At 50.5% G+C, this 20,910-nt stretch carries 24 protein-coding genes and 1 pseudogene; 18 read left to right on the forward strand and 7 right to left on the reverse strand.

Annotation, left to right across the window (positions count from 1 at the left end):
• A partial coding sequence (locus tag ACFVYJ_RS12730) for a hypothetical protein (protein WP_463255364.1) occupies window positions 1-632 on the reverse strand: 632 nt, incomplete at its 3' end.
• A 550-nt stretch (window positions 633-1,182) separates the two neighbouring features.
• Here ACFVYJ_RS12730 and ACFVYJ_RS12735 point away from each other — a divergent pair.
• Both ACFVYJ_RS12735 and ACFVYJ_RS12740 read left to right on the forward strand, forming a co-directional pair.
• Entirely contained in the window at window positions 1,183-1,434 is a 252-nt protein-coding gene (locus ACFVYJ_RS12735) for an FAD assembly factor SdhE (protein ID WP_419415785.1), read from the forward strand.
• Window positions 1,421-1,867 (forward strand): protein YgfX, encoded by a 447-nt coding sequence (locus tag ACFVYJ_RS12740; RefSeq protein WP_419415784.1) that lies wholly within the window; start codon window positions 1,421-1,423, stop codon window positions 1,865-1,867. Before ACFVYJ_RS12735 ends, ACFVYJ_RS12740 begins: the two co-directional genes overlap by 14 nt.
• On the opposite strand, the gene nadB is transcribed toward ACFVYJ_RS12740, so the two are convergent.
• On the reverse strand, window positions 1,864-3,468 hold the full coding sequence (gene nadB, locus ACFVYJ_RS12745) for an L-aspartate oxidase (RefSeq protein WP_419415783.1): 1,605 nt from the start codon (window positions 3,466-3,468) through the stop codon (window positions 1,864-1,866). The two genes, ACFVYJ_RS12740 and nadB, sit on opposite strands and share 4 nt — an antisense overlap.
• A gap of 213 nt (window positions 3,469-3,681) precedes the next feature.
• On the opposite strand from nadB, the gene rpoE reads away from it, so the two are divergent.
• From rpoE to ACFVYJ_RS12815, 14 genes and pseudogenes are all read left to right on the forward strand, one after another.
• Window positions 3,682-4,263, forward strand: a complete 582-nt coding sequence (rpoE, locus tag ACFVYJ_RS12750; protein ID WP_419415782.1) for an RNA polymerase sigma factor RpoE — start codon at window positions 3,682-3,684, stop codon at window positions 4,261-4,263.
• Between the two features lie 31 nt (window positions 4,264-4,294).
• Complete coding sequence (locus ACFVYJ_RS12755) at window positions 4,295-5,116, forward strand: MucB/RseB C-terminal domain-containing protein (protein WP_419415781.1); 822 nt, start codon at window positions 4,295-4,297, stop codon at window positions 5,114-5,116.
• 7 nt (window positions 5,117-5,123) lie between these two features.
• Window positions 5,124-5,585 (forward strand): SoxR reducing system RseC family protein, encoded by a 462-nt coding sequence (locus tag ACFVYJ_RS12760; protein ID WP_419415780.1) that lies wholly within the window; start codon window positions 5,124-5,126, stop codon window positions 5,583-5,585.
• A gap of 4 nt (window positions 5,586-5,589) precedes the next feature.
• Window positions 5,590-6,987, forward strand: coding sequence for a DegQ family serine endoprotease (locus ACFVYJ_RS12765; RefSeq protein WP_419415779.1), 1,398 nt, complete (start codon window positions 5,590-5,592; stop codon window positions 6,985-6,987).
• Between the two features lie 128 nt (window positions 6,988-7,115).
• Window positions 7,116-8,915, forward strand: a complete 1,800-nt coding sequence (lepA, locus tag ACFVYJ_RS12770; RefSeq protein WP_419415778.1) for a translation elongation factor 4 — start codon at window positions 7,116-7,118, stop codon at window positions 8,913-8,915.
• Window positions 8,916-8,932: 17 nt separating this feature from the next.
• A pseudogene (gene lepB, locus ACFVYJ_RS12775) lies at window positions 8,933-9,688 on the forward strand (signal peptidase I); the annotation flags it as partial.
• Window positions 9,689-9,756: 68 nt separating this feature from the next.
• The gene (locus ACFVYJ_RS12780; protein ID WP_419415776.1) at window positions 9,757-10,149 is read left to right on the forward strand and encodes a DUF4845 domain-containing protein; all 393 of its coding nucleotides are present in this window, start codon (window positions 9,757-9,759) and stop codon (window positions 10,147-10,149) included.
• On the forward strand, window positions 10,146-10,835 hold the full coding sequence (gene rnc, locus ACFVYJ_RS12785; protein ID WP_419415775.1) for a ribonuclease III: 690 nt from the start codon (window positions 10,146-10,148) through the stop codon (window positions 10,833-10,835). The genes ACFVYJ_RS12780 and rnc overlap by 4 nt, the downstream gene beginning before the upstream one ends.
• Window positions 10,828-11,763, forward strand: a complete 936-nt coding sequence (gene era / locus ACFVYJ_RS12790; RefSeq protein WP_419415774.1) for a GTPase Era — start codon at window positions 10,828-10,830, stop codon at window positions 11,761-11,763. Before rnc ends, era begins: the two co-directional genes overlap by 8 nt.
• The gene (recO, locus tag ACFVYJ_RS12795; protein WP_419415773.1) at window positions 11,763-12,455 is read left to right on the forward strand and encodes a DNA repair protein RecO; all 693 of its coding nucleotides are present in this window, start codon (window positions 11,763-11,765) and stop codon (window positions 12,453-12,455) included. The genes era and recO overlap by 1 nt, the downstream gene beginning before the upstream one ends.
• A 10-nt stretch (window positions 12,456-12,465) precedes the next feature.
• Window positions 12,466-13,239 (forward strand): pyridoxine 5'-phosphate synthase, encoded by a 774-nt coding sequence (gene pdxJ, locus ACFVYJ_RS12800; protein ID WP_419415772.1) that lies wholly within the window; start codon window positions 12,466-12,468, stop codon window positions 13,237-13,239.
• Window positions 13,236-13,631 (forward strand): holo-ACP synthase, encoded by a 396-nt coding sequence (locus ACFVYJ_RS12805; protein ID WP_419415771.1) that lies wholly within the window; start codon window positions 13,236-13,238, stop codon window positions 13,629-13,631. The genes pdxJ and ACFVYJ_RS12805 overlap by 4 nt, the downstream gene beginning before the upstream one ends.
• A complete protein-coding gene (locus ACFVYJ_RS12810; protein WP_419415770.1) occupies window positions 13,628-14,359 on the forward strand; it encodes an SDR family NAD(P)-dependent oxidoreductase in 732 nt (243 codons plus the stop codon). Before ACFVYJ_RS12805 ends, ACFVYJ_RS12810 begins: the two co-directional genes overlap by 4 nt.
• Window positions 14,340-15,218 (forward strand): amidohydrolase family protein, encoded by an 879-nt coding sequence (locus ACFVYJ_RS12815; protein WP_419415769.1) that lies wholly within the window; start codon window positions 14,340-14,342, stop codon window positions 15,216-15,218. The genes ACFVYJ_RS12810 and ACFVYJ_RS12815 overlap by 20 nt, the downstream gene beginning before the upstream one ends.
• Before the next feature lies 1 nt (window position 15,219).
• On the opposite strand, the gene ACFVYJ_RS12820 is transcribed toward ACFVYJ_RS12815, so the two are convergent.
• From ACFVYJ_RS12820 to ACFVYJ_RS12830, 3 genes are all read right to left on the reverse strand, one after another.
• The gene (locus ACFVYJ_RS12820; RefSeq protein WP_419415768.1) at window positions 15,220-16,395 is read right to left on the reverse strand and encodes a mandelate racemase/muconate lactonizing enzyme family protein; all 1,176 of its coding nucleotides are present in this window, start codon (window positions 16,393-16,395) and stop codon (window positions 15,220-15,222) included.
• Between the two features lie 24 nt (window positions 16,396-16,419).
• Window positions 16,420-17,187: a class II aldolase/adducin family protein gene (locus ACFVYJ_RS12825; protein WP_419415767.1), complete on the reverse strand. Its 768-nt coding sequence runs from the start codon at window positions 17,185-17,187 to the stop codon at window positions 16,420-16,422.
• Window positions 17,188-17,302: 115 nt separating this feature from the next.
• Entirely contained in the window at window positions 17,303-18,139 is an 837-nt protein-coding gene (locus ACFVYJ_RS12830; RefSeq protein WP_419415766.1) for an HDOD domain-containing protein, read from the reverse strand.
• 73 nt (window positions 18,140-18,212) lie between these two features.
• Between ACFVYJ_RS12830 and ACFVYJ_RS12835 the strand changes: the two genes are divergently transcribed.
• Window positions 18,213-18,710 (forward strand): hypothetical protein, encoded by a 498-nt coding sequence (locus tag ACFVYJ_RS12835; protein ID WP_419415765.1) that lies wholly within the window; start codon window positions 18,213-18,215, stop codon window positions 18,708-18,710.
• A 7-nt stretch (window positions 18,711-18,717) separates the two neighbouring features.
• Window positions 18,718-19,494, forward strand: coding sequence for a tRNA-uridine aminocarboxypropyltransferase (locus ACFVYJ_RS12840; RefSeq protein WP_419415764.1), 777 nt, complete (start codon window positions 18,718-18,720; stop codon window positions 19,492-19,494).
• On the opposite strand, the gene dtd is transcribed toward ACFVYJ_RS12840, so the two are convergent.
• Together dtd and pip are read right to left on the reverse strand one after the other, a co-directional pair.
• Entirely contained in the window at window positions 19,402-19,839 is a 438-nt protein-coding gene (dtd, locus tag ACFVYJ_RS12845) for a D-aminoacyl-tRNA deacylase (RefSeq protein ID WP_419415763.1), read from the reverse strand. The genes ACFVYJ_RS12840 and dtd overlap by 93 nt on opposite strands.
• A 33-nt stretch (window positions 19,840-19,872) precedes the next feature.
• Window positions 19,873-20,823 (reverse strand): prolyl aminopeptidase, encoded by a 951-nt coding sequence (gene pip, locus ACFVYJ_RS12850; protein WP_419415762.1) that lies wholly within the window; start codon window positions 20,821-20,823, stop codon window positions 19,873-19,875.
• Window positions 20,824-20,910: the final 87 nt, after the last annotated feature.

Consider the following 20,910-nt stretch of genomic DNA (forward strand, 5'->3'; position numbering starts at 1 on the left):
ACGAGTCCGGTCGCTGTGCCCAGAGGATCACCCGTAATTCCATCAACGGCGCTCAACGGGTCGCCAACGATGCCGGTTGCGTCACCGACCAGGTCACCTACAACAGGCAGGCCGCCTACGACACCTGTAGCGGTATCTACTACACCGCCGACCAGTGGCAGGTCACCGACGAGTCCGGTCGCTGTGCCCAGAGGGTCACCCGTAATTCCATCAACGGCGCTCAACGGGTCGCCAATGATACCGGTTGCGTCACCGACCAGGTCACCTGCAACAGGCAGGCCGCTAACTAGGCCGGTTGCTGTGTCAACAGTACCGCTGGCCAGGTCTGTGGCAGTGCCTAGTGTGTCAGTTACGGTAGTAAGTGCATCTTCAGGAATGGGCAGTCCGCCAGTAAGGCCAGTGACGCTGCTCAAGGTTTCAGTTGCCAGTTCGCCTGCAGCGGGAAGAGTCGGAGTTTCAACGATGACAGAGCCGGTAGCTGTTACATCAACAGATGCTGCTGCCAGAGGTCCTGCTGCACCAGCAGAGGCGTCAAGGTTTACATCCAGCATCGCGTCTTCAGCTTGGGCAGCAGAGGCGGCTGCCATCATCACTACAAGCGCGAGAGGTTTAAAGTTAGGGTTGTATTTCATGATGAGGAGATCCTTGTCTATTTGTCCAATATATTGTTTTGCGACGTTTTTCAGTCCCTTTTCTGAGCGTTTTGCTCGTTTTTGCTAAGCGAATGGGCTGGTTGTAAAACCTGATCCAGCCTAATACAGTTGTATTTAAATTTAAATAAAATTTTACTAAATATTAGCTATCATTCTTATGGTTTTGGTTTTTTTTAAAATGCTACCTTGGTAGTGTTTTATCGGGTTTGGGTAGGTCGAAAGCTGGGTATTGAGTATGAAGAACTATGTGGCTCATGTTGTTCTGGTAGAGCTGTGTTGGGGATTGGCTTGGTGGTCATTCAAACTTAATGTTTTATGGTGCAGGCACCGTGGCATCTGTGATTAACCGTGGTTTATCTTTCTTCTGTTGTCTTGTGATTGGTGCATCGAGGTCTAGGGTGAATTATAGTAGCTCCCTGATAAATTCAGATGGCGCGTGAGCTTGATGCTGGTTGTCTTGCAGGCTTAGCTCGCTCGCTAATTTGCCTGAATTGTGGAATTTACAGCTTTAAATACACAGGTTAGATTTATGTACAGTGATGAAGATATCCGTCGTTTAGCTTGGCAAAGCCGACGCGGAATGCTGGAACTGGATGTGTTATTTGTGCCCTTTGTCACTGAGGCGTTCAGGCAACTTGAACCTGCTGATCAGGATGCGTTTGTTCGGTTGCTGGCATGTGAGGATCAGGATCTGTTCTTGTGGTTAATGGAGCGGGAGGAGCCCGCAGATCCGGACTTGCATCGTATTGTACGGTTGATACTGGATCGTGTTCAGCCTTGATCGTATTCGCTTAACTCCCTCTCGCTTCGCGGCGGGGCTTCATCTTCTATTTCATCTGTTAGCTGCATACGCTGTTGTTGTTACTCGATTGCCACCGGTTGGTAAGGGGGTATTGCTAATGGGTATTTGTGTTTTAGCGCTTTACAGCTGGCGCAAGGATGTTTCGCTGAGCGCATCGCATGCCATTACCTCGCTTCGCTGGTTGCCTGATCAGGGCCTGATGGTTCTGGGGTGTAATAGTGGCCGCTCTTGTCAGGCTGAGGCCATTCGGGCAAGCCTAGTAACACCGTTTCTGGTGCTGTTTGCTGTTTCTGTGCCAGGACAGCTTTTGCCATTGACCGTTTTCATATTTAAGGATAGCTGTAGTCAGGACACGTTTCGTCGACTGCGGGTCCTGGCTCGGTTTGCAAAGTTGGTCGCTGAGCGTAATTAACCTTTCAGCCAGGAAAAATTTTCAGGTGTCAGGATAGTGTCCAAGGCTTCAGGGTTTTCATCCGGGAAGTCCAGAGTGTAATGCAGACCGCGGCTTTCCTGACGTTGCATGGCTGAACGGATGATCAAATCGGCCACCACGGCCAGATTTCTCAGTTCCAGTAGGTCATTGCTGATTTTATAGTTACTGTAATATTCACCGATTTCCTGTTGCAGTAACTCTATGCGGTGTTTTGCGCGTTGCAGACGTTTAGTGGTTCTGACAATGCCTACGTAATCCCACATGAAGCGCCTGATTTCTTCCCAGTTATGCGAGATAACCACATCCTCATCCGAGTTTGTGACTTGGGATTCATCCCAATCAGGAATTAACGCTTGATCAACGGGTTCAACAAGTGAACTCAATAAGTTGTCGGAGGCAGATCGAGCATAAACCAAGCACTCTAGCAATGAGTTACTGGCCAGGCGGTTGGCACCATGTAGGCCGGTAAAGGATGTTTCGCCAATGGCATAAAGCCCCGGGATATCTGTTCTGCCTTGAAGATCGGTGACAACACCGCCGCAGGTATAGTGGGCTGCAGGTACAACAGGTATAGGGTCCTTGGCGATATTGATCCCCAGCTCAGCACAGCGGTCATAAATGGTTGGGAAGTGCTCTTTTATAAAGGCTTTGGATTGGTGAGATATGTCAAGGTAAAGGCAGTCGCAACCGAGACGTTTCATTTCGTGGTCAATTGCCCTGGCGACAATATCCCGGGGTGCGAGTTCGGCTCTTGAATCGAAATGCTGCATAAAACGGCTGCCATCAGGCAGAAGCAATTTTCCGCCTTCACCCCTGACCGCTTCAGAGATTAAGAAAGATTTAGCCTGGGGATGGTATAAGCAGGTAGGGTGAAACTGGTTAAATTCCATATTGCCTACCCGGCACCCAGCGCGCCATGCCATGGCAATACCGTCGCCAGTTGCCCCATCTGAATTGCTGGTATATAGGTAAGCTTTGGATGCACCTCCGGTAGCAAGAATTACATTGCGGGCCTGGAATACTTCGACGTGGCCGGTGGCTTCGTTTAGAACATAGGCGCCGATACAGCGATTGTGCGGTAAGCGTAGTTTGCGCCTTGTTATCAAGTCGACGGCAATGTGATGCTCAAACAGGTCAATATTGGCGCAGCTGCGTGCTTTTTCGATCAGGGTTTGTTGCAGCGCACGGCCAGTGGCATCGGCGGAGTGGATAATGCGACGGTGGGAGTGACCCCCTTCTTTGGTCAGATGGTAATCATCTGCATTGTATTGGGTAAACGCAACGCCCTGTTCAATTAACCATTCAATATTTGCTTTGCCGTTGTTGATGGTAAATTCAACCGCATCCTGATGGCTTAACTGCCCCCCGGCCACCATGGTGTCCTGAATATGGGCCTGGGTGCTATCGGTCGTGTCGAGTACTGCTGCGATACCTCCTTGTGCCAGCCATGTTGAGCCACTGGTAAGTTCTCGTTTGCTGAGTACCGCTACCTTGGCATCTGGTGCTAGATGCAGGGCCATACTTAAGCCAGCGGCGCCGCTGCCAATGATAAGTGCGTCATAATGGTGATGGGTGGCCATGTACTGCTGATTCCTAAGGCTGGGTGCAAGGCTTCTATTGTAAGATTTTTTTTTGTACTAGTGGAACTTCAAACATGTCTTATGTTCTTAACAGTGTCCTGATGCTCAGTACAGGTTGATCATTACTTGGGGTAGAAGAGATACTAATGCCTTGGGTTCACAGGATGATATGTGAAACCTGAACACTGAGAAGTCGGTATTAAGGAAAAATGAGTGTCAAATGAAAGCCAGGCGGTGATTGACCAGCAGTTGGTTGAGCGGGTAAAAGCCGGTGATAAAAGGGCCTTTGATTTACTGGTTAAAAAATACCAGCATAAAATTGTGGGCTTGATTGGACGATATATATATGACTCCCATGAAGCCATGGATGTTGCGCAAGAAACGTTTATCAAAGCCTATCGCGCATTACCCAGATTTCGTGGCGATAGTGCGTTTTATACCTGGTTGTATCGGATAGCGATCAATACCGCTAAAAACCATCTGGTTGCCAGAGGGCGAAAGCCCACTGATGTAGATATTGATGATGCTCAATATTTTGAAGGTGATAGCGACCTGAAGGATATTGAAACACCGGAAAATCAGTTATACCGGGACGAGCTTGAGAAGGTGATTAAGCGCACGCTGGATCGATTACCAGAAGACCTAAGAGTGGCCTTGACGCTACGCGAATTTGAAGGTCTCAGTTATGAAGATATCGCCAGTATTATGGATTGCCCGGTGGGCACGGTGCGTTCACGTATTTTTCGTGCCCGTGAATCTATAGATAAAGAAATTCGGCCACTTTTGGCGAGTTAACTAATGAACATTTATTCAGAGGTAATGCACTATGTCTGAACAGTCCAGCGAAAAACTCTCCGCCTTAATGGACGGTGAGCTGGGTGAGTTTGAAGTGCGCCGTCTTATGCAGTGCATAGAAAGCGAACCTGAGCTGGGTCGTACCTGGCAGCGTTATCATGTTGCCCGCTCGGCACTGCTGTCGGAGAAAGTATCCTCTCCTGCAATGGATATCAGTACTGCAGTCATGCAGGCTGTTACGGATGAAGAAACTTATAAACAGTCCACCCGGAATGCAACGGAAGCATCCGGTTCCTTTTGGAAACCATTTGCCAGCATGGCCGTTGCCGCATCGGTTACGGCCATGGTTATCCTTGGTGCGCAGACCTATCAATCAACGCCTGAAACGACTCCATTAGCTGATGCGCGTCCGGCTTTTAATCTACCAGCTGCACCAGTGTCACAAGGCATTGTGCGGGCTCAGTATGGTCAGGGTCGCACCTTGGCAGAACAGATTCAGGAACCTGATATTATTCGATTACCGCAGGGGATGGATCGTTATATCGAACAGCATCAACAAATGCTGACTCCAAAAGAACCGCAATGGAATGCTGGCTGGTTGCCTGAAGGTTTTTTACCAATGCGTCGTAATGTTATTCCGCATGCAGAACTGCTGGTCTACAGTAACGGCCGGAATGCGTTCACGGTCTGTATTGAGGATATTGACCATCAGTCATCTCCTCCTGGTGTCAGCCAGACGGATAACGTCGTTGCGGTTGGTAAGAGGGTTGGTGATCATTTTGTGACAGTGGTGGGCGATGTGCCGCTGATGATCGCTGAACGTATCGCGGCTTCTGTACATCCGGCTGAATAATAGATCAATGATTGAGGAACATGGCCGGGTTGTTGAAGTGGGTGCAGCAGGTATCTGGGTTGAAACCACCAAAACGAGTACTTGTGCTGCTTGTGCGGCTAAGCATGGTTGTGGCCAGAAGCTTTTGGTTCAGGCATCCGGACAAAAAGCGTTTGTGTTCAAGGTGCTAAATCCAGCCGATATCACAGTGCACGTTGATGATAGTGTAATGGTCGGGGTGGAAGAGGGCGCTTTGTTAAAGGCGACATTAACCACATACCTGCTGCCTTTGCTGTTACTGATTTTGAGCGCGGTGGCAGCTCACCTGTTTGCCCTGCCAGAGCCTGTAACTATTCTAATTGCCTTGACTGGGCTGGCGTTTGGCTTTCTTGCGGTGCGGTTTGCCAGTCAGTTGTTTTTCCGCTCGACCCAATTTCAGCCTGTATTGACCCGCATTGTTTTGCAAGAAACCAGTAACTTAGGTGTATAGCTCCATGAAGCGAATCTATTCCTTTATTTGTATTCTTAGCCTGCTAGTTGTCCTGCCGGTTGGAGCGGTGGAACTGCCTGACTTTAAGGGGTTGGTCAAACAGGCATCGCCGGCTGTTGTTAACATCAGTACGATACAAAAGGAAAGTGAAGGTCAGCAGAATAGGATCTTCAGGGGGCCCAATGGTGAAGAGCTTCCGGATATTTTTAAGCACTTCTTTAAATTCCCCGAGGGTGGTCAACCGCCCCAGCATAAAGCTCCGGAATCACTTGGTTCTGGGTTTATCATATCGTCTGATGGATATCTTTTAACCAATCATCATGTGGTGGCAGATGCAGAAAAAGTCATTGTCCGCTTGTCTGATCGCCGTGAGCTTGAAGCAGAAGTGGTTGGTAGCGATGAGCGCTCCGATATTGCGCTACTGAAAATTGATGCCGCTGATCTGCCCGTGGTGAAACTTGGCAGCTCGGCTGAGTTGGAAGTGGGTGAATGGGTATTGGCAATTGGTTCACCTTTCGGGTTTGACCATAGTGTGACTGCCGGCATTGTCAGTGCTAAACAGCGAGCACTGGCCAGAGAAACCTATGTGCCATTTATTCAGACCGATGTGGCGATTAATCCGGGTAATTCTGGTGGGCCTCTATTTAATCTTGCCGGTGAGGTTGTGGGGATTAACTCGCAAATATATACCCGTTCCGGCGGTTTTATGGGGCTTTCCTTTGCAATTCCGATTGATGTTGCTGTCGAAGTGGCTAATCAGATCAAAGCGAAAGGCTTTGTGACCCGTGGTTGGCTGGGTGTGATTATTCAAGAGGTGAATCGAGACCTGGCTGAGTCCTTTGGTTTAGAGAAGCCTTCCGGTGCCCTGGTTGCGAAAGTCCTGCCTGACAGCCCTGCGGAGAAGGCGGGCTTGCAAGAGGGGGATATCATCCAGTCTTTTGATGGTCGCGAAGTGGTTCACTCTGCAGATCTGCCGCACTTTGTTGGGCGTATAAAACCTGGAATGAAGGCTCGCATGGGGATTGTTCGCGCCGGTAAACAGCAGTCGTTGCAAGTGGCAATTGGTACTTTACCTGATCAGCAGCAGCTTGCTCAGGCCACGCAGCAGGTGCCACAGACAGATCAGAACCGTCTCAATATCGACGTGGCTGAGTTGGATCAAGAGCGCCGCGCTAAATGGCAAGTGAGTGAGGGTGTGGTCGTGCGGCAGGTGATGCCAGGTGCTGCGGCGCAAGCTGGATTGATGGTGGGCGACGTCATTACCATGCTTAATGGACAGTCGGTGGCGTCTGTAAACGAGTTCAACCGAGTGGTTGCTGACTTGCCGGAGGATCGGGCAGTGCCGTTGCGGATTGTTCGTCGTGGCAGTCCAATGTTTATCCCCCTCAAATTAGGTGATTAAACCAGAGTCATATGATTAGGTGAGGGGGCTTAGGCCCCCTTTTCTATGGTGATCTGATAGCCGGTTTCTCTGAATTACGGTACACTTGCCGCCTTTAATTCCGCTTCAGGTATTTGGAAATACAGCACGTGAGTAACCTCGAACATATTCGTAATTTTTCCATCATTGCACATATCGACCATGGCAAGTCCACATTGGCTGATCGGTTTATACAGATGTGTGGCGGTCTTAGTGAGCGGGAAATGGCAGCACAGGTGCTGGACTCCATGGATTTGGAGCGGGAGCGCGGGATCACCATTAAAGCCCAGAGCGTGACCCTGAACTATACCGCTAAGGATGGACAGACCTACCAGCTTAATTTCATCGATACCCCCGGCCACGTTGATTTCTCTTATGAGGTATCGCGCTCCTTGGCGGCTTGTGAGGGTGCTTTGTTAATCGTAGATGCTGCCCAGGGGGTGGAAGCTCAGTCAGTGGCTAACTGTTACACAGCCATTGAACAGGGGCTGGAAGTTGTGCCTATTCTCAACAAGATGGACTTGCCGCAGGCAGATCCGGAACGAGTCAGGGTGGAAATAGAAGAGGTTATCGGTATTGATGCCAGTCATGCCGTGCCTTGTTCAGCTAAAAGCGGCATGGGTGTGGAAGAGGTATTGGAGCAACTGATTCTCTCCATCCCTGCCCCGGTTGGTGATATCTCTGCACCTTTGCAGGCGCTGATTATCGACTCGTGGTTTGACCCCTATTTGGGGGTCGTGTCCCTGGTCCGTGTTAAACAGGGCACTTTGCGTAAAAAAGACCGAATTATCGTCAAATCCACAGGACTGAATCATCAGGTTGAATCACTGGGGATTTTTTCGCCAAAGCGTACAGAGTGCCCTGAACTGAGAGCGGGTGAAGTTGGGTTTGTGGTCGCCGGTATCAAAGATATTCATGGTGCTCCGGTGGGGGATACGTTAACCCATCAGAAAACACCGGATGTCGATAGCTTGCCCGGCTTCCAGAAGGTCCAACCTCAAGTTTATTCCGGTTTATTTCCAACCAGTGCCGATGATTATCAGGATTTCCGTGAAGCGTTGGAAAAACTGACGCTGAATGACGCCTCGCTTTACTTTGAACCCGAAACCTCTGACGCTCTGGGTTTTGGTTTCCGCTGTGGCTTTTTGGGTATGCTGCATATGGAGATCATTCAGGAGCGGCTGGAACGAGAATATAACCTTGACCTGATTACCACAGCGCCTACCGTAGTTTATGAGCTTGAGCTCAATAACGGAGATGTGGTGCAGATCGATAGTCCTTCGAAACTGCCGGATCCGGCGGGCATTAATGAAATGCGTGAACCTATCGTACAAGCAAATATTCTGGTGCCACAGGACTATCTGGGTCAGGTTATTGGTTTGTGTGTAGAAAAACGTGGTGTACAAAAGCAGATGCTTTATGTTGGTAAACAGGTGCAGGTTACCTACGAGCTGCCAATGGCAGAAGTGGTGCTGGATTTCTTTGACCGGTTGAAATCGGTCAGCCGGGGATATGCATCGCTGGAATATAACTTTACCCATTTTCAGCCGGCCAAACTGGTGCGGATGGATATCCTCATCAACGGCGATAAAGTAGATGCATTGGCGGTAATACTGCATCGGGATAATGCGCAATACCGTGGTAGGCTGTTGTGTGAAAAAATGAAAGAGGTTATTCCGCGGCAGATGTTTGATGTCGCTATCCAGGCAGCTCTGGGTGGTAAAGTTATTGCCCGTACAACGGTTAAAGCGTTGCGTAAAAATGTACTTGCCAAGTGTTACGGTGGTGATGTCAGCCGTAAGAAAAAGCTGCTGCAGAAGCAGAAAGAGGGTAAGAAACGCATGAAGCAGGTTGGTAGCGTGGAAATACCTCAGGATGCCTTTCTTGCCGTGCTGAAAGTCGACAGTTAATAGGGAAAACTATTGCAATGGATTTTGATTTTGCACTGATACTGGTTGCGCTGACATTTCTATCTAGCTTGATTTGGCTGTATGACAGGTTGTTTCTGGCACCAAAACGTAATGCCAGGCTAAAAGCGGCACAGGCTCAGGCTGGTGGTTCACTGCCGGCTAATGCAGTGGCTGAACTGAGTCGTGAGGCTGGTTGGGTAGATACCGGGCGGTCGGTATTTCCAGTGCTGTTGCTGGTTTTAATACTGCGTTCGTTTTTGGTAGAGCCCTTTCAAATACCGTCTGGCTCGATGTTGCCTACTTTAAAAATAGGTGACTTTATTCTGGTCAATAAATTTTATTATGGGTTACGGCTGCCCGTTTTAAATAGCAAGTTTGTTGACATCAATACCCCTGAGAGGGGTGATGTGGTGGTGTTTAAATATCCCAAGCAGCCTGCGGTAAATTATATTAAAAGGGTTGTTGGCTTGCCGGGTGATGTAGTTCGATATAGCAATAAAACGTTGTATATTAATGGCGTTGCTCAGGACAAAACCTTACTGGCCCAGTTGCCACCAAGTCGTCCGCAACGGTTGTTGTTGGAAGAAAGCCTGGGTGGGATCGATCATCAGATCTTCAATGACCTGGCGCGACCTTCCTTGAATAACGAATGGGTTGTACCTGCCGGGCATTATTTTATGGTCGGTGATAATCGCGATAATAGTAATGACAGTCGGTACTGGGGATTTGTGCCTGATGAATTGCTGGTCGGAAAAGCATTTGCAGTTTGGATGCACTGGCCAACGTTTTTCAGTATCCCACAGTTCAGTGATACACGCTTGATTCAATGAAGGATTCTGAGATGAACGCAAAGAACCCAAGATATCAGTCTGGAGCTTCCATCCTGCTTATTATTCTGATGATTGGCCTGGGAGCAGGCATATTCAGTGTAGGCATGAAACTATACCCCTCATATACAGACCATAAAGTGATTGTCGGTATCCTAAATGAGGTGCTGCTGAACAAGGATATGGTCGTGCAGAGTAATCGTTCGATACGCACCACCATCAACAGACGACTAACCATTAACTCGATCTATAAGTTTCGCGGCAAAGATAAAGAAGATTGGCTGACGATTAGCCGGGATAAAGGTTTTATCTTTTTTAAAGTGAAGTATCAGGATCAGGTACCCATTTATTACAACGTGGATGCCTTGGTTAAATTTGACGAATCATTACAAGCTAAACTGCCTTGATAAAACCTGTTGCCTCATTGATCCGCCGGATCGGTTATACCTTCAAGGATGAGTCACTGTGTGAATTAGCGCTCAGCCACCGTAGTTGTGGCAAACACAATAATGAGCGGCTTGAGTTTCTGGGTGACTCTATTCTCAATTTTGTAATTGCTGAAGCCTTGTTTCAGCGATTTCCTGCTGCCCGCGAGGGCGAGCTTAGTCGTCTGCGGGCTAAGCTGGTCAAAGGGGTTACCCTGTCAGAAGTCGCACGTGAACTTGAGTTGGGTGATTACCTGCGGCTTGGCAGTGGTGAGCTGAAAAGCGGAGGCTTCCGTCGCGACTCTATTCTTGCTGATGCTGTAGAAGCAGTGATTGGTGCTATTTATCTGGATAGTGACCTGGAGACTGCCCGTCAGTTTGTTCTGGCGCAATTGGGTGGTCGCCTGGAGAAGCTTGATCCCAAGGTTACGCTGAAAGACCCTAAAACCCGGCTGCAGGAATTTTTACAGTCGAGGCGTCTGGCGTTACCGGAATATGAGCTGGAAAAGGTATTTGGCGACCCCCATGACCAAACCTTTTTTATTGCCTGCCGAATTTCAGGGTTAAGTGAGCCCGCACGAGGCGAGGGAAGCAGTCGGCGCAAGGCTGAGCAAGAAGCTGCTCGTATGGCACTACAAGTACTCGAGGTGGAGAAACCTGATGTCTGATGATTTAAAGCACCTGTTGGAGCCCCAGAACCCGGACCAGCGTTGCGGCTTTGTGGCGATTGTCGGCCGTCCAAATGTCGGTAAGTCCACCCTTATGAACTATATTCTTGGCCAGAAGCTGAGTATTACTTCGCGTAAGCCTCAAACCACGCGTCATCAGATTATGGGTATTAAAACTGATGATGATCTTCAGGTCATTTATGTTGATACCCCAGGCTTGCATAAAGACGATGGCAAAAAAGCCCTGAACCGCTATATGAACAAGGCCGCCTCTGATGCATTACGGGATGTTGATCTTGTGGTTTTTCTGGTGGATAGAACTGCCTGGACTGAGGAAGATCAACTGGTACTGGATAAGCTCAAGCATGCGCGTTGTCCAGTGATTTTAGCGGTAAATAAAGTTGATCAGTTAAAGGATAAAGCGGCGTTGCTGCCCATTATGGAAGAGCATGCTTCGCGGATGAAATTCACCGAAATGGTGCCTCTTTCTGCCAAGCAGGGCCACAATATCGAACAGCTGGAAAACCTTATCAAGGCACATATGCCCAAGGGTTTTCACCATTTTCCGGAAGATCAGTTAACCGATAAAAGTGCACGTTTTCTTGCCGCGGAAATGGTGCGTGAAAAGCTGATGCGTAACTTGGGTGATGAAGTCCCCTATGGTACGACCGTTGAAATAGAAGAGTACAAGCTGGCTGACAATGGCGTACTGCATATCAGTGCTCTGATATTAGTGGAGCGTGACGGCCAGAAGCGTATTGTTATTGGTGATAAGGGTAGCCGCATTAAAACCGTTGGTCGTGATGCCAGGCTTGATATGGAGCGAATGTTCGAAAGCAAGGTAATGCTTAACCTATGGGTGAAAGTACGCCGTGGCTGGGCGGATGATGAACGTGCCCTGCGTAGCTTGGGGTACAGCGATAGCTGATGGTGGCACGGATTGAGCAGCAAGCCGCATATGTGCTGCACAGTCGCCCTTATAGGGATACCAGCCTGCTGGTCGATTTTTTCACCCTTGAGCAAGGACGTGTGTCTGCCGTAGTACAGGGCGCACGCCGACCAGGTTCTCGTTTTCGTAGTATCTTGCAGCCCTTTGTCCCTGTGCAAATTAGTTGGCGGGGCCGCCAGGAATTGAAAACTCTGCAGCAGGCTGAAGCCGTAGGTGTAACGCTACTGCTCAACGGTAACTCACTGCTTTGTGGACTCTATGTCAACGAGTTGCTGCAACGTTTGCTGCTACCGTTTGATGCCCACCCCAGGCTTTATGTCTATTATCAGTATGTTCTCAACGAACTATTGTCAGCTGTGGATATTGAAGGTGGTTTGCGCACCTTTGAACACCGTTTGCTGAATGAACTGGGCTGTTTGCCTGATTTGACTCAGTTGCAGCGAGAGCAGCTTTATCTATTCCAGCCGGGCCAGGGTTTAGTTGTTACCATCGCGCCAACCGAGTTGGAACGGCCTTGCTGTTTTTGGGGTGGCCAGTTACAACAAATAGCCAATGATGACTACTCTGACCCACAAGTCCGGCGGGCGGCAAAACGGTTGATGAGATTGGCCATTGATCATCAACTGGGCGGTGCGCCACTGCGCAGTCGCGGATTATTTCAAAAAATGTAAGGAGCGTGTTTTGTTAGAACCGAATAGACTGCTGTTGGGTGTCAACATTGATCATGTGGCAACCTTACGTCAGGCGCGGGGAACGCGCTATCCTGACCCGGTTCAGGCCGCAGCCTTGGCGGAAGAAGCCGGTGCGGACGGCATTACTGTTCACCTGAGGGAGGACCGTCGTCATATTCAGGACCGGGATATCTACCTGCTCAGTCAGACTTTGCAGACCCGAATGAATTTTGAGATGGCGGTCACTGAAGAGATGCTGCAGATTGCTGTCGATGTGAAGCCTGCTCATTGCTGCTTAGTACCGGAAAAGCGAGAAGAGCTAACCACAGAAGGCGGACTGGATATTATTGGCCAAGAGAGCCGAGTGGCCGATGCTTGCCAGCGTCTTGCTGGCGCAGGCATTGAAGTGTCTTTGTTTATTGACCCGGATATTGCACAGATTGATGCGGCGGTGCGTTGTGGTGCGCCAGTAATTGAGTTGCATACTGGTGCCTTTGCCGAGGCTGCCGATCCTGCTCAGCAGCAGGTTGAACTGCAGCGGATTCAGGAGGCTGCAGCGCATGCCTGGCAGGTGGGGTTGGTGGTGAATGCAGGGCATGGTTTGCATTACCACAATGTGGAACAAATCGCCGAGATTCCTCAGATCAATGAACTGAATATAGGTCATGGCATTATTGCTCGTGCCGTATTTACTGGGTTGCAGCCGGCTATTCGTGAAATGAAGCAACTGTTGCTGCAGACGCAGCAGCGGGTGCAGACGGCCAGGGATGCCCTGCAGCGATGATTCTGGGGCTTGGTACCGACCTGCTTGAGCTGGAGCGTATGCAGCAGGCCCTGCGTCGAACGCCTAAATTATCCGCGCGGATATTGACCGGTACCGAGCAGATAGCATTTGCTCAGGCGAAGGATGCACCGCGTTATCTGGCAAAGCGTTTTGCTGCCAAGGAAGCCATTGCTAAGGCGTTGGGCAGTGGGATTGGCAGGGGTGTCAGCTGGCAGCATATTGAGATTAACAAGGATCAACATGGCCGTCCGGTGGTGGAGCTTAGCGGTGGTGCTAAACAGTGGGCAAAAACACTGGGCATTCAGCAGGTGCATCTGAGTTATTCAGATGAGCGGGCTTATATATTGGCTTTTGCCGTCGCTGAAGGTGTGATGACTGAGGTGAATGTGTGAATAAAGTTGCGATTGTCAGTGGCGGCAGTGCTGGCATCGGAGAAGCGGTGGTCAAGCGTCTGCGACAGGATGGTTTTCGGGTCTTCAACCTGGATGTCTCAGCACCGCTTGAGACCATTGACTATCTAAGCTGTGACATGGCTGATCAGGGACAAGTGCAATCAGCGGTGCAGCAGGTCGCCGAGCAAGCCGGGCGCATTGATGTTGTGGTGGCAAATGCCGGGGTGCACTTGTCGGCGACCCTGGGAAATACGTCCCCTGAAGCGTTTGAGCGAGTCTTGGATATTAACGTAAAGGGCACCTACTACCTGTTGCATGCTGCCTTGCCAGTGATGTGTGCACAGAAGAGCGGTAGCCTGATTCTGATGTCCTCTGATCAGGCGATAGTGGGTAAACCCCACTCTTTTGCCTATAACCTGAGCAAAGCAGCCCTGGCTTCCATGGCGAAAACAACCGCCTTGGATTATGCCGGTGATGGTATTCGTGCCAACGCTGTTTGTCCCGGCACAATTGAGACTCCGCTCTATCATCAGGCGATTGATCGTTATTGCCAGCGCAGTGGTGCAGACCCACAGCAAGTGCATGCGGCTGAAGCGGCAGAACAGCCCTTGGGTCGGATTGGTCAACCAGAGGAAGTTGCTGCACTGGTGGCGTTTCTGGCGGGGGATGAGTCACGTTTTATCACCGGCAGCCTGCAGGTCATTGATGGTGGCTACACTGCGCGTTGACAGTGAAACAGAGGTGTTGCGGATAATCGATCCGCACGTGCATCTGTTTGATCTGATGCAGGGGCACTATGACTGGTTGCAGGATGGGCAACCGCCATACTGGCCCCATAAACAGCGACTGCAACGAAACTTCTTAGAGCAGGATCTGATATTGCCCGCGCATATTCAACTGGCGGGTTTTGTCCATATAGAAGCGGGCTTTGATAATCAGCGCCCCTGGAGAGAGCAGGCATGGTTGCAGCAGCACTGTGCCTTGCCGTTTCGAAGTATTGGTTTTGCCGATTTAACCTCGACAGATTTTGCTGCCACTCTGACTCAGCTTGCCAAGTTTCCTAACTGTATTGGGATACGTAATATTCTGGCTGAAGATGCTGCCGCTGTGTTGCAATCTGCCAGCACGGGGGACAATCTGGCACTGCTGGAACAGCAAGGGATGTTGTTAGAGTTGCAGGTGAACCTGCAGTCAGTTGCGGTCGTTAACTGTCTTGTCGATCTGGCCGTAACCAGGTCGCAGCTGGATATTGTGCTGAATCATGCAGGCCTAGTGATCGACCTTGAGCCCCGCTGGTGTGAGGCTATTCAGCAGCTGGCGCATCTGCCTAATTGTTTTGTTAAATGCTCAGGCTGGGAGATGCTGAATGCCGACTGGCGCATGTCACAAGTTGTACCAATACTGCAGTACCTGTTGCAGGCGCTGCCGACATCACAATTGATGTTGGCCAGTAACTTTCCGGTGTCTGAATTGGCACTGTCTTATGCTGAGCTGTGGCAGCATTATGTGGATCAGTTAGGTAAAACGCTACCCGCCGAGTTGTTTTTTGACAATGCACGGCGGGTGTATCGGTTTGGTATCGGTTAAGTTATTTCACTTCGACATGGGGTGAGCGTTTGACCACTTCGTCATTCAGCTCAATACCCAGTCCTGGCTCATCAGGGCAGCGGAACTTGCCATTCACCGGTTGTGGATCCTGCAGGCATAACTCACGGTTCCAATCCTTGATCGCATAGGTGTGGTGTTCATGGATCAGGAAGTTAGGAATGGCGGTTTCCAGGTGTAAGGCGGCCATGGTGGCTATCGGTCCGCCACAGACATGGGCCTGGATGCGCACATCATAGATATCCGCATAGTCGCAAACTTTTTTGGTTTCGGTGAAACCGCCGCACAGCCCTACATCCGGCTGCAGCACATCGAGACTCTGATCTTCCAGATAGGGTCTGACACCCCAGCGATTATATAGGCGCTCACCACCAGCAATGGGCACATTCACCCTATCCGCCACTCGCTTATGTAGCTTGGAATTGAGGTAGTTTACCGGTTCCTCGAAATACATACAGCGGGCTTCTTCAGCCAGTTCGCCTAACTGAATCGCGGTACTGGCACCCGGTAAGCTGTGGCATTCAAAAATAATATCCACATCCGCACCCACCGCGTCGCGGATCGCCATTAGGCGGCCACGGAACAGCTGCATCTCTTTATTGGTGAACAGTTTGGTGCGGTCAAAGTGGGTATCGCCCTGCGCGTCATACATGATCGGGTCAACTTTGACGGCATCATATCCCTCAGCCACGGCTTTTTCCGCCGCGCGGGCGTATTCTTCCGGATGGATAAGTTTGGCAAACTCAGGGCCCCAATCGAACTGTAGCTGGCTGGCATAGGTACGCAGCTCATCATTAACTCTGCCACCGAGCAGTTGGTACACAGGTACGCCCAAAGCTTTACCCTTGATATCCCATAGCGCAGTATCAATTGCACTCATGGCAGAATAAACCACAGGTCCACCGCCTAATCCCCAAAAGCTGCCCCGCAGCATCAGATTCCACAGGTCTTCGGTCTGGAAGGGGTCTCTTCCGAGCAGCATTTCTTCGGCAAATTCTTTGATCATGCTGGCAGCAGCACTGTGGCCTAGATCATAAGCAAGGCCGGCTTCACCCACGCCGGAAATGCCTTCATCGGTATGAATGCGGACAAATACCGGATTCCATACCGGACGTTTAGGGCAGTGAATATCAAAAATTTCTACACGGGTGACTTTCATGTCAGAACCTTTACTGAAAAACGTTTAATTACAGAAGTCGGGGTCAAGTCGATAGGCTTTGCGTAACATGGCAGGCCAGGCTTTCTGGCCACCGGTTGAACCAGAGTGGACGACTTTGGCCTGGTTGAAGATGCCGTCTTGCACCTCAGAAGCGATGGTAATGGCCGGCTGGCCGCTGGCCTGAATCAAGAGCTGGACTTCGCAGGCCCGTTGCAGATCGTACATCCGCATAAAAGCGTCACCGACCGTCGGCCCGACTGTCAGAGCGCCATGGTTTGGCAGTAGCAGGTGATTCTTGTCATTCAAATCCTGCTGCAGGCGACGCTTCTCTGCGGGGTTGACGGCCAACCCCTCATAACCGTGATGGGCCATAGAGGTCAGGGAAAACATCGAGTATTGGCTGAGTGGCTGTAAACCCTCCTGCAGGGAGGCAACGGCAATGGTGGCTTTGGTATGCAGGTGGATTACGCAGTGAGCATCATGCCGAACTTCGTGTACGGCGCTATGGATAGTGAAGCCCGCGGGGTTAATCTCAAATGGGCTGTCATCGAGGATATTGCCAGCCAAATCGATTTTTACCAGGTTGGAGGCGGTCACCTCATCAAAGCCTAAGCCGAAGGCATTGACCAGGTAATGATCAGTCTTTGGAATGCGTGCAGAAATATGGGTATAGATCAGATCGCCCCAGCCAAAGTGCTCGACCAGACGGTAGCAGGCAGCTAGGTTAACCCGTACCTGCCACTCTTCTTCACTGACTTTATCTTTTAGATCAACAACCGGCAGTTCAAACATGAAAAGTCTCCATGCGGCGCGCAAGCTGAAAGCGCGTGGCATGTTGCAGGATGAAAAGGAAGTTGCAGGAATTGTATCAGAGCTGGGCGGTGGCGGGCTATCGGGTGTGGATTGATTAGAGGGATTCCAGCCAGGTACTGCAGTCCTCACGAAGGTCCATATAGTCCAGGTCATTCAGCCCCAGAAACTCGAGCGCAGATTTCAGTTCATGCAGCTGGGTTTCTCGGTCGGTCATACGCCAATAACGGCGGTACACGTCACTAATATCCCGCGCCAAGGTCAGGCAACTTAAGGCAAAGCGCATATGTTCCCGCCCATCGACGGGCTGTCGTAATACATCCTGATAGTATGGCTGGGCGGCAACGGCTGCAGACAGATCGCTGGAGAAGCCCCAGTCCGTCAACATTTCTGCTCCCAGGCGATAATGGCTGGTGCCGTAAAGTTTGAGCTGAACCTGTTCACTTTCGGCAATTGGCAGGGTGTTGAGGTGCTGCAATTGGGTTTTGAAGCCTTCATCCTGCACCAGGATAAGCGGTATGCCACAGTCATGCAGCATGCCCAGGGTATAAGCATCTTCACGGTCCAGGTGACTGAAGTTCTCTGCGATAAAGCTGCACAACTGGGCCACTTCAGAGGCACTGTCCCAGAAACGCTCGAGGCTGCATTGGTTGGATAAACTGTTTTTCAGGGCACTAAGGCGTACAATATTATATATTCTCACAGGTCCCAACAGGGCGACAGCATGCTCAATGCTGGTGATGCGTTTGACCAGTGCGTATGCCGCTGAATTGATGGTACCCAGCACGGCGGAGTAGAGCGCAGCATCCTGCCTGATCAGGCGACATATCTTGTTGGTATCAATATTTTCAGCGCGCAAAAGCTGAGTCATTTTCACCAAAACTTCTGGGCGAGGTGGGATCACAAAACGAAAGCTGGGGTTTTGCGTCGGCATCAGAAACAGCACTCTAGTTAAGAATCAGTGGTTATTACAAGCTTGATTCTACGCTATCGGCGAAAGGAATAAGATGATTAATATTGCCGCATTTACCCTCAAGTTTGATCCGGTTGAAGATCGGATCTTGCTAGTGGGTAACCTGAAAAACGCGGACCCTCGGATTGACTTCTGGCTGACCCGGCGGCTGGTGCTGCGACTGTTAAGCGCAATGCCGGAGATGTTGAAGAAGATGTCCGATGCTGCGAATCCAGCGCCGCAGCCTCATCAGGCAGAGTTGGCCCAGTTTTACCATGAATCGGCTCAGCAAAATGTTCAGGTGGATCGAGAAGATGACACCCTGACCACGCTGAGCACAGAAGTGCTGCACCGACTGGATGTTAGTCACCGGGAAGGCCGTTACCAGCTGCGCTTCTATGGCACTGATACGGAACCAACGGCATCTGGGGTGCTCAATCTGGATGAGTTACATCAGTTTCTGCATCTACTGCATAAGGGCGCGCGGACGCTTGACTGGGGAGTACCAAAGACGCTCTTTACCGCTGAAAAAACGGCACCTACCCTACAATAAATTTATTATGACCACACCTGTTTTAAACAAGCCATTTATTGCTCGCGGCTCCCGTACCCATCGTTGCCCTGAGTGTTTGCTCGCGATTCGGGTATGTATTTGCAGTTATCGTACCTCGGCCCAAGGAGACGCCTCCTTTGTGCTGCTGATGCACCATAACGAAAGTTTTAAGCCAACAAATACTGGGCGTTTAATTGCGGATTGTTTTCCTGATACGAAAATTTTCGAGTGGTCGCGCACTCAGCCACCCTTGACGTTTTTGGCACTGCTCAATGACACTTCATATCAGCCGTATCTGGTGTTTCCAGCAGGACCTGGTTATGAAGATCGGATGGTGCAATACCCTGCCACCCAGAAGCGGCCATTGTTTATTTTACTGGACGGTACTTGGCGCCAGGCGCGACGGATGTTCAGACTCAGCAAATACCTGCAGCACCTGCCGGTGATTACATTGCCGCAGACAGCGCGCACCAGCCGCTATCATTTACGTCAGTCAGCTACGCCGGAGCAGCTATGTACTGCAGAGATCGCAGCAGAACTGCTGCACTTGATTGGGGACCACACCGCCGGTGACCTGTTAATGGCATATTTCGATGTGTTTAATGAGCATTATCGTGCGGCAAGACTAACCCGGCCATTGCAGGCTGAAATGCCTGCAAAGCAGTTTATTCTCGGGCTGCAAACGGTTGCTTCAGGACTGCAGCATAAAGGTGACCGGTCCGTCATTGATCAAACTGATCTGCATGTCTGCACCAAACCGGCCTGTTGCAACAGTCGCGTGTGACTGCTGTGCCTGCTGGACGAAGTAGTCATAAAGCCGCTCTCCCAGGGCGGGATCGGCCGCCACGGAAAAGCCAGGCCTGAGTCCTTTTTGAGTATCTGCAACCAGTGTGAACTGGGATACTACCAATAAGCCACCGGCGGCCTGCTGTAGATTGAGATTCATCTTGCCGCTGTCGTCAGGAAAGATTCTGTAATTCAGTACCTTTTGCAGCAGCTTGTCGGCATGTTGTTGAGTATCAGTTTTTTCTACGCCCAGTAGAAGCAGAGTGCCATGTTCAATATGGCCGATGGTTTCGCCTTTCACCTTGACTGTGGCCTGTGTGACCCGTTGTATCAATCCTTTCATAATCTTTGATCTGATGCTGGCAAGGGAGGGTAATTATGCCAGAGTCAGGGCGAAGTTGTCGGTGGCACGCACCAGGTTATCTGTAATGCCGGGTTCAAACGCTGAATGGCCTGCATCCCGCACGATATGCAATTCCGAGTCGGGTAGCGCCTGGTAGAGCGCATGTGCTTGGTTCAGAGGACAGACCATATCGTAACGGCCATGCACGATAATGGTTTTGATATGAGCAATGCGTGGGCAGTTTTGCAGAATCTGATCAGCTTCAATAAAGGCGTGATTGATAAAGTAGTGTGCTTCGATACGTGCCATCGCCAGTGCGACGTGAGGGTCAGTAAAGTGCTCAACCACATCAAGGTTTGGGTCAAGCGTAGAGCAGCGCCCCTCCCAAACTGACCAGGCTTTGGCGGCGGCCATTCTCGCCAGCTCGTTGGGCGAGGTCAAAACGTCATGGTAAGCCTTAAGCAGGTCGTGGTGTTGCGAGGCTGGGATCGGCTGCAGATAGTCCTGCCAGTAATCGGGAAAGACCGCATTGGCACCTTGTTGATAGAACCAGTGCAAGTCCTGTTGCCGGCAGAGGAAGATGCCTCTTAAGATCAGACCGATTACCCGTTCAGGATGGGATTGGGCGTATAGCAGGCTTAATGTCGAACCCCAGGAGCCACCGAAGAGTAACCACTCATCTATTTTCAGGTAGTTGCGAATCTGCTCGATATCATCAATTAGCGCCTGGGTATGGTTGTCAGTCAGGCTGGCATGGGGCGTAGAGTGTCCGCAGCCGCGTTGATCAAACAGAATAATCCGGTATTTATCAGGATCAAAAAAACGCCGGTGTTGTGGGCTGCAGCCGCCACCGGGACCACCATGAACAAACAAAACGGGTATGCCGCACGGGTTGCCGCTCTCTTCTACATACAGAGTATGCAGTGGGGAAACACTAAGTCTGTGTTCGGCGCTGCTATGAATTTCGGGGTAGAGGCTGCGCATGGGAAGCTCCGTCGGTCCTGATGACAAACAGTATATGTGCTCACAGCGGGTTGCGGCCAGATATAAAAAAGGGCAGCTGAGCTGCCC

Origin of the sequence: Pontibacter sp. JAM-7, from assembly GCF_048548695.2 — a bacterium.
Taxonomy (GTDB): Bacteria; Pseudomonadota; Gammaproteobacteria; order Pseudomonadales; family Balneatricaceae; genus Neptuniibacter.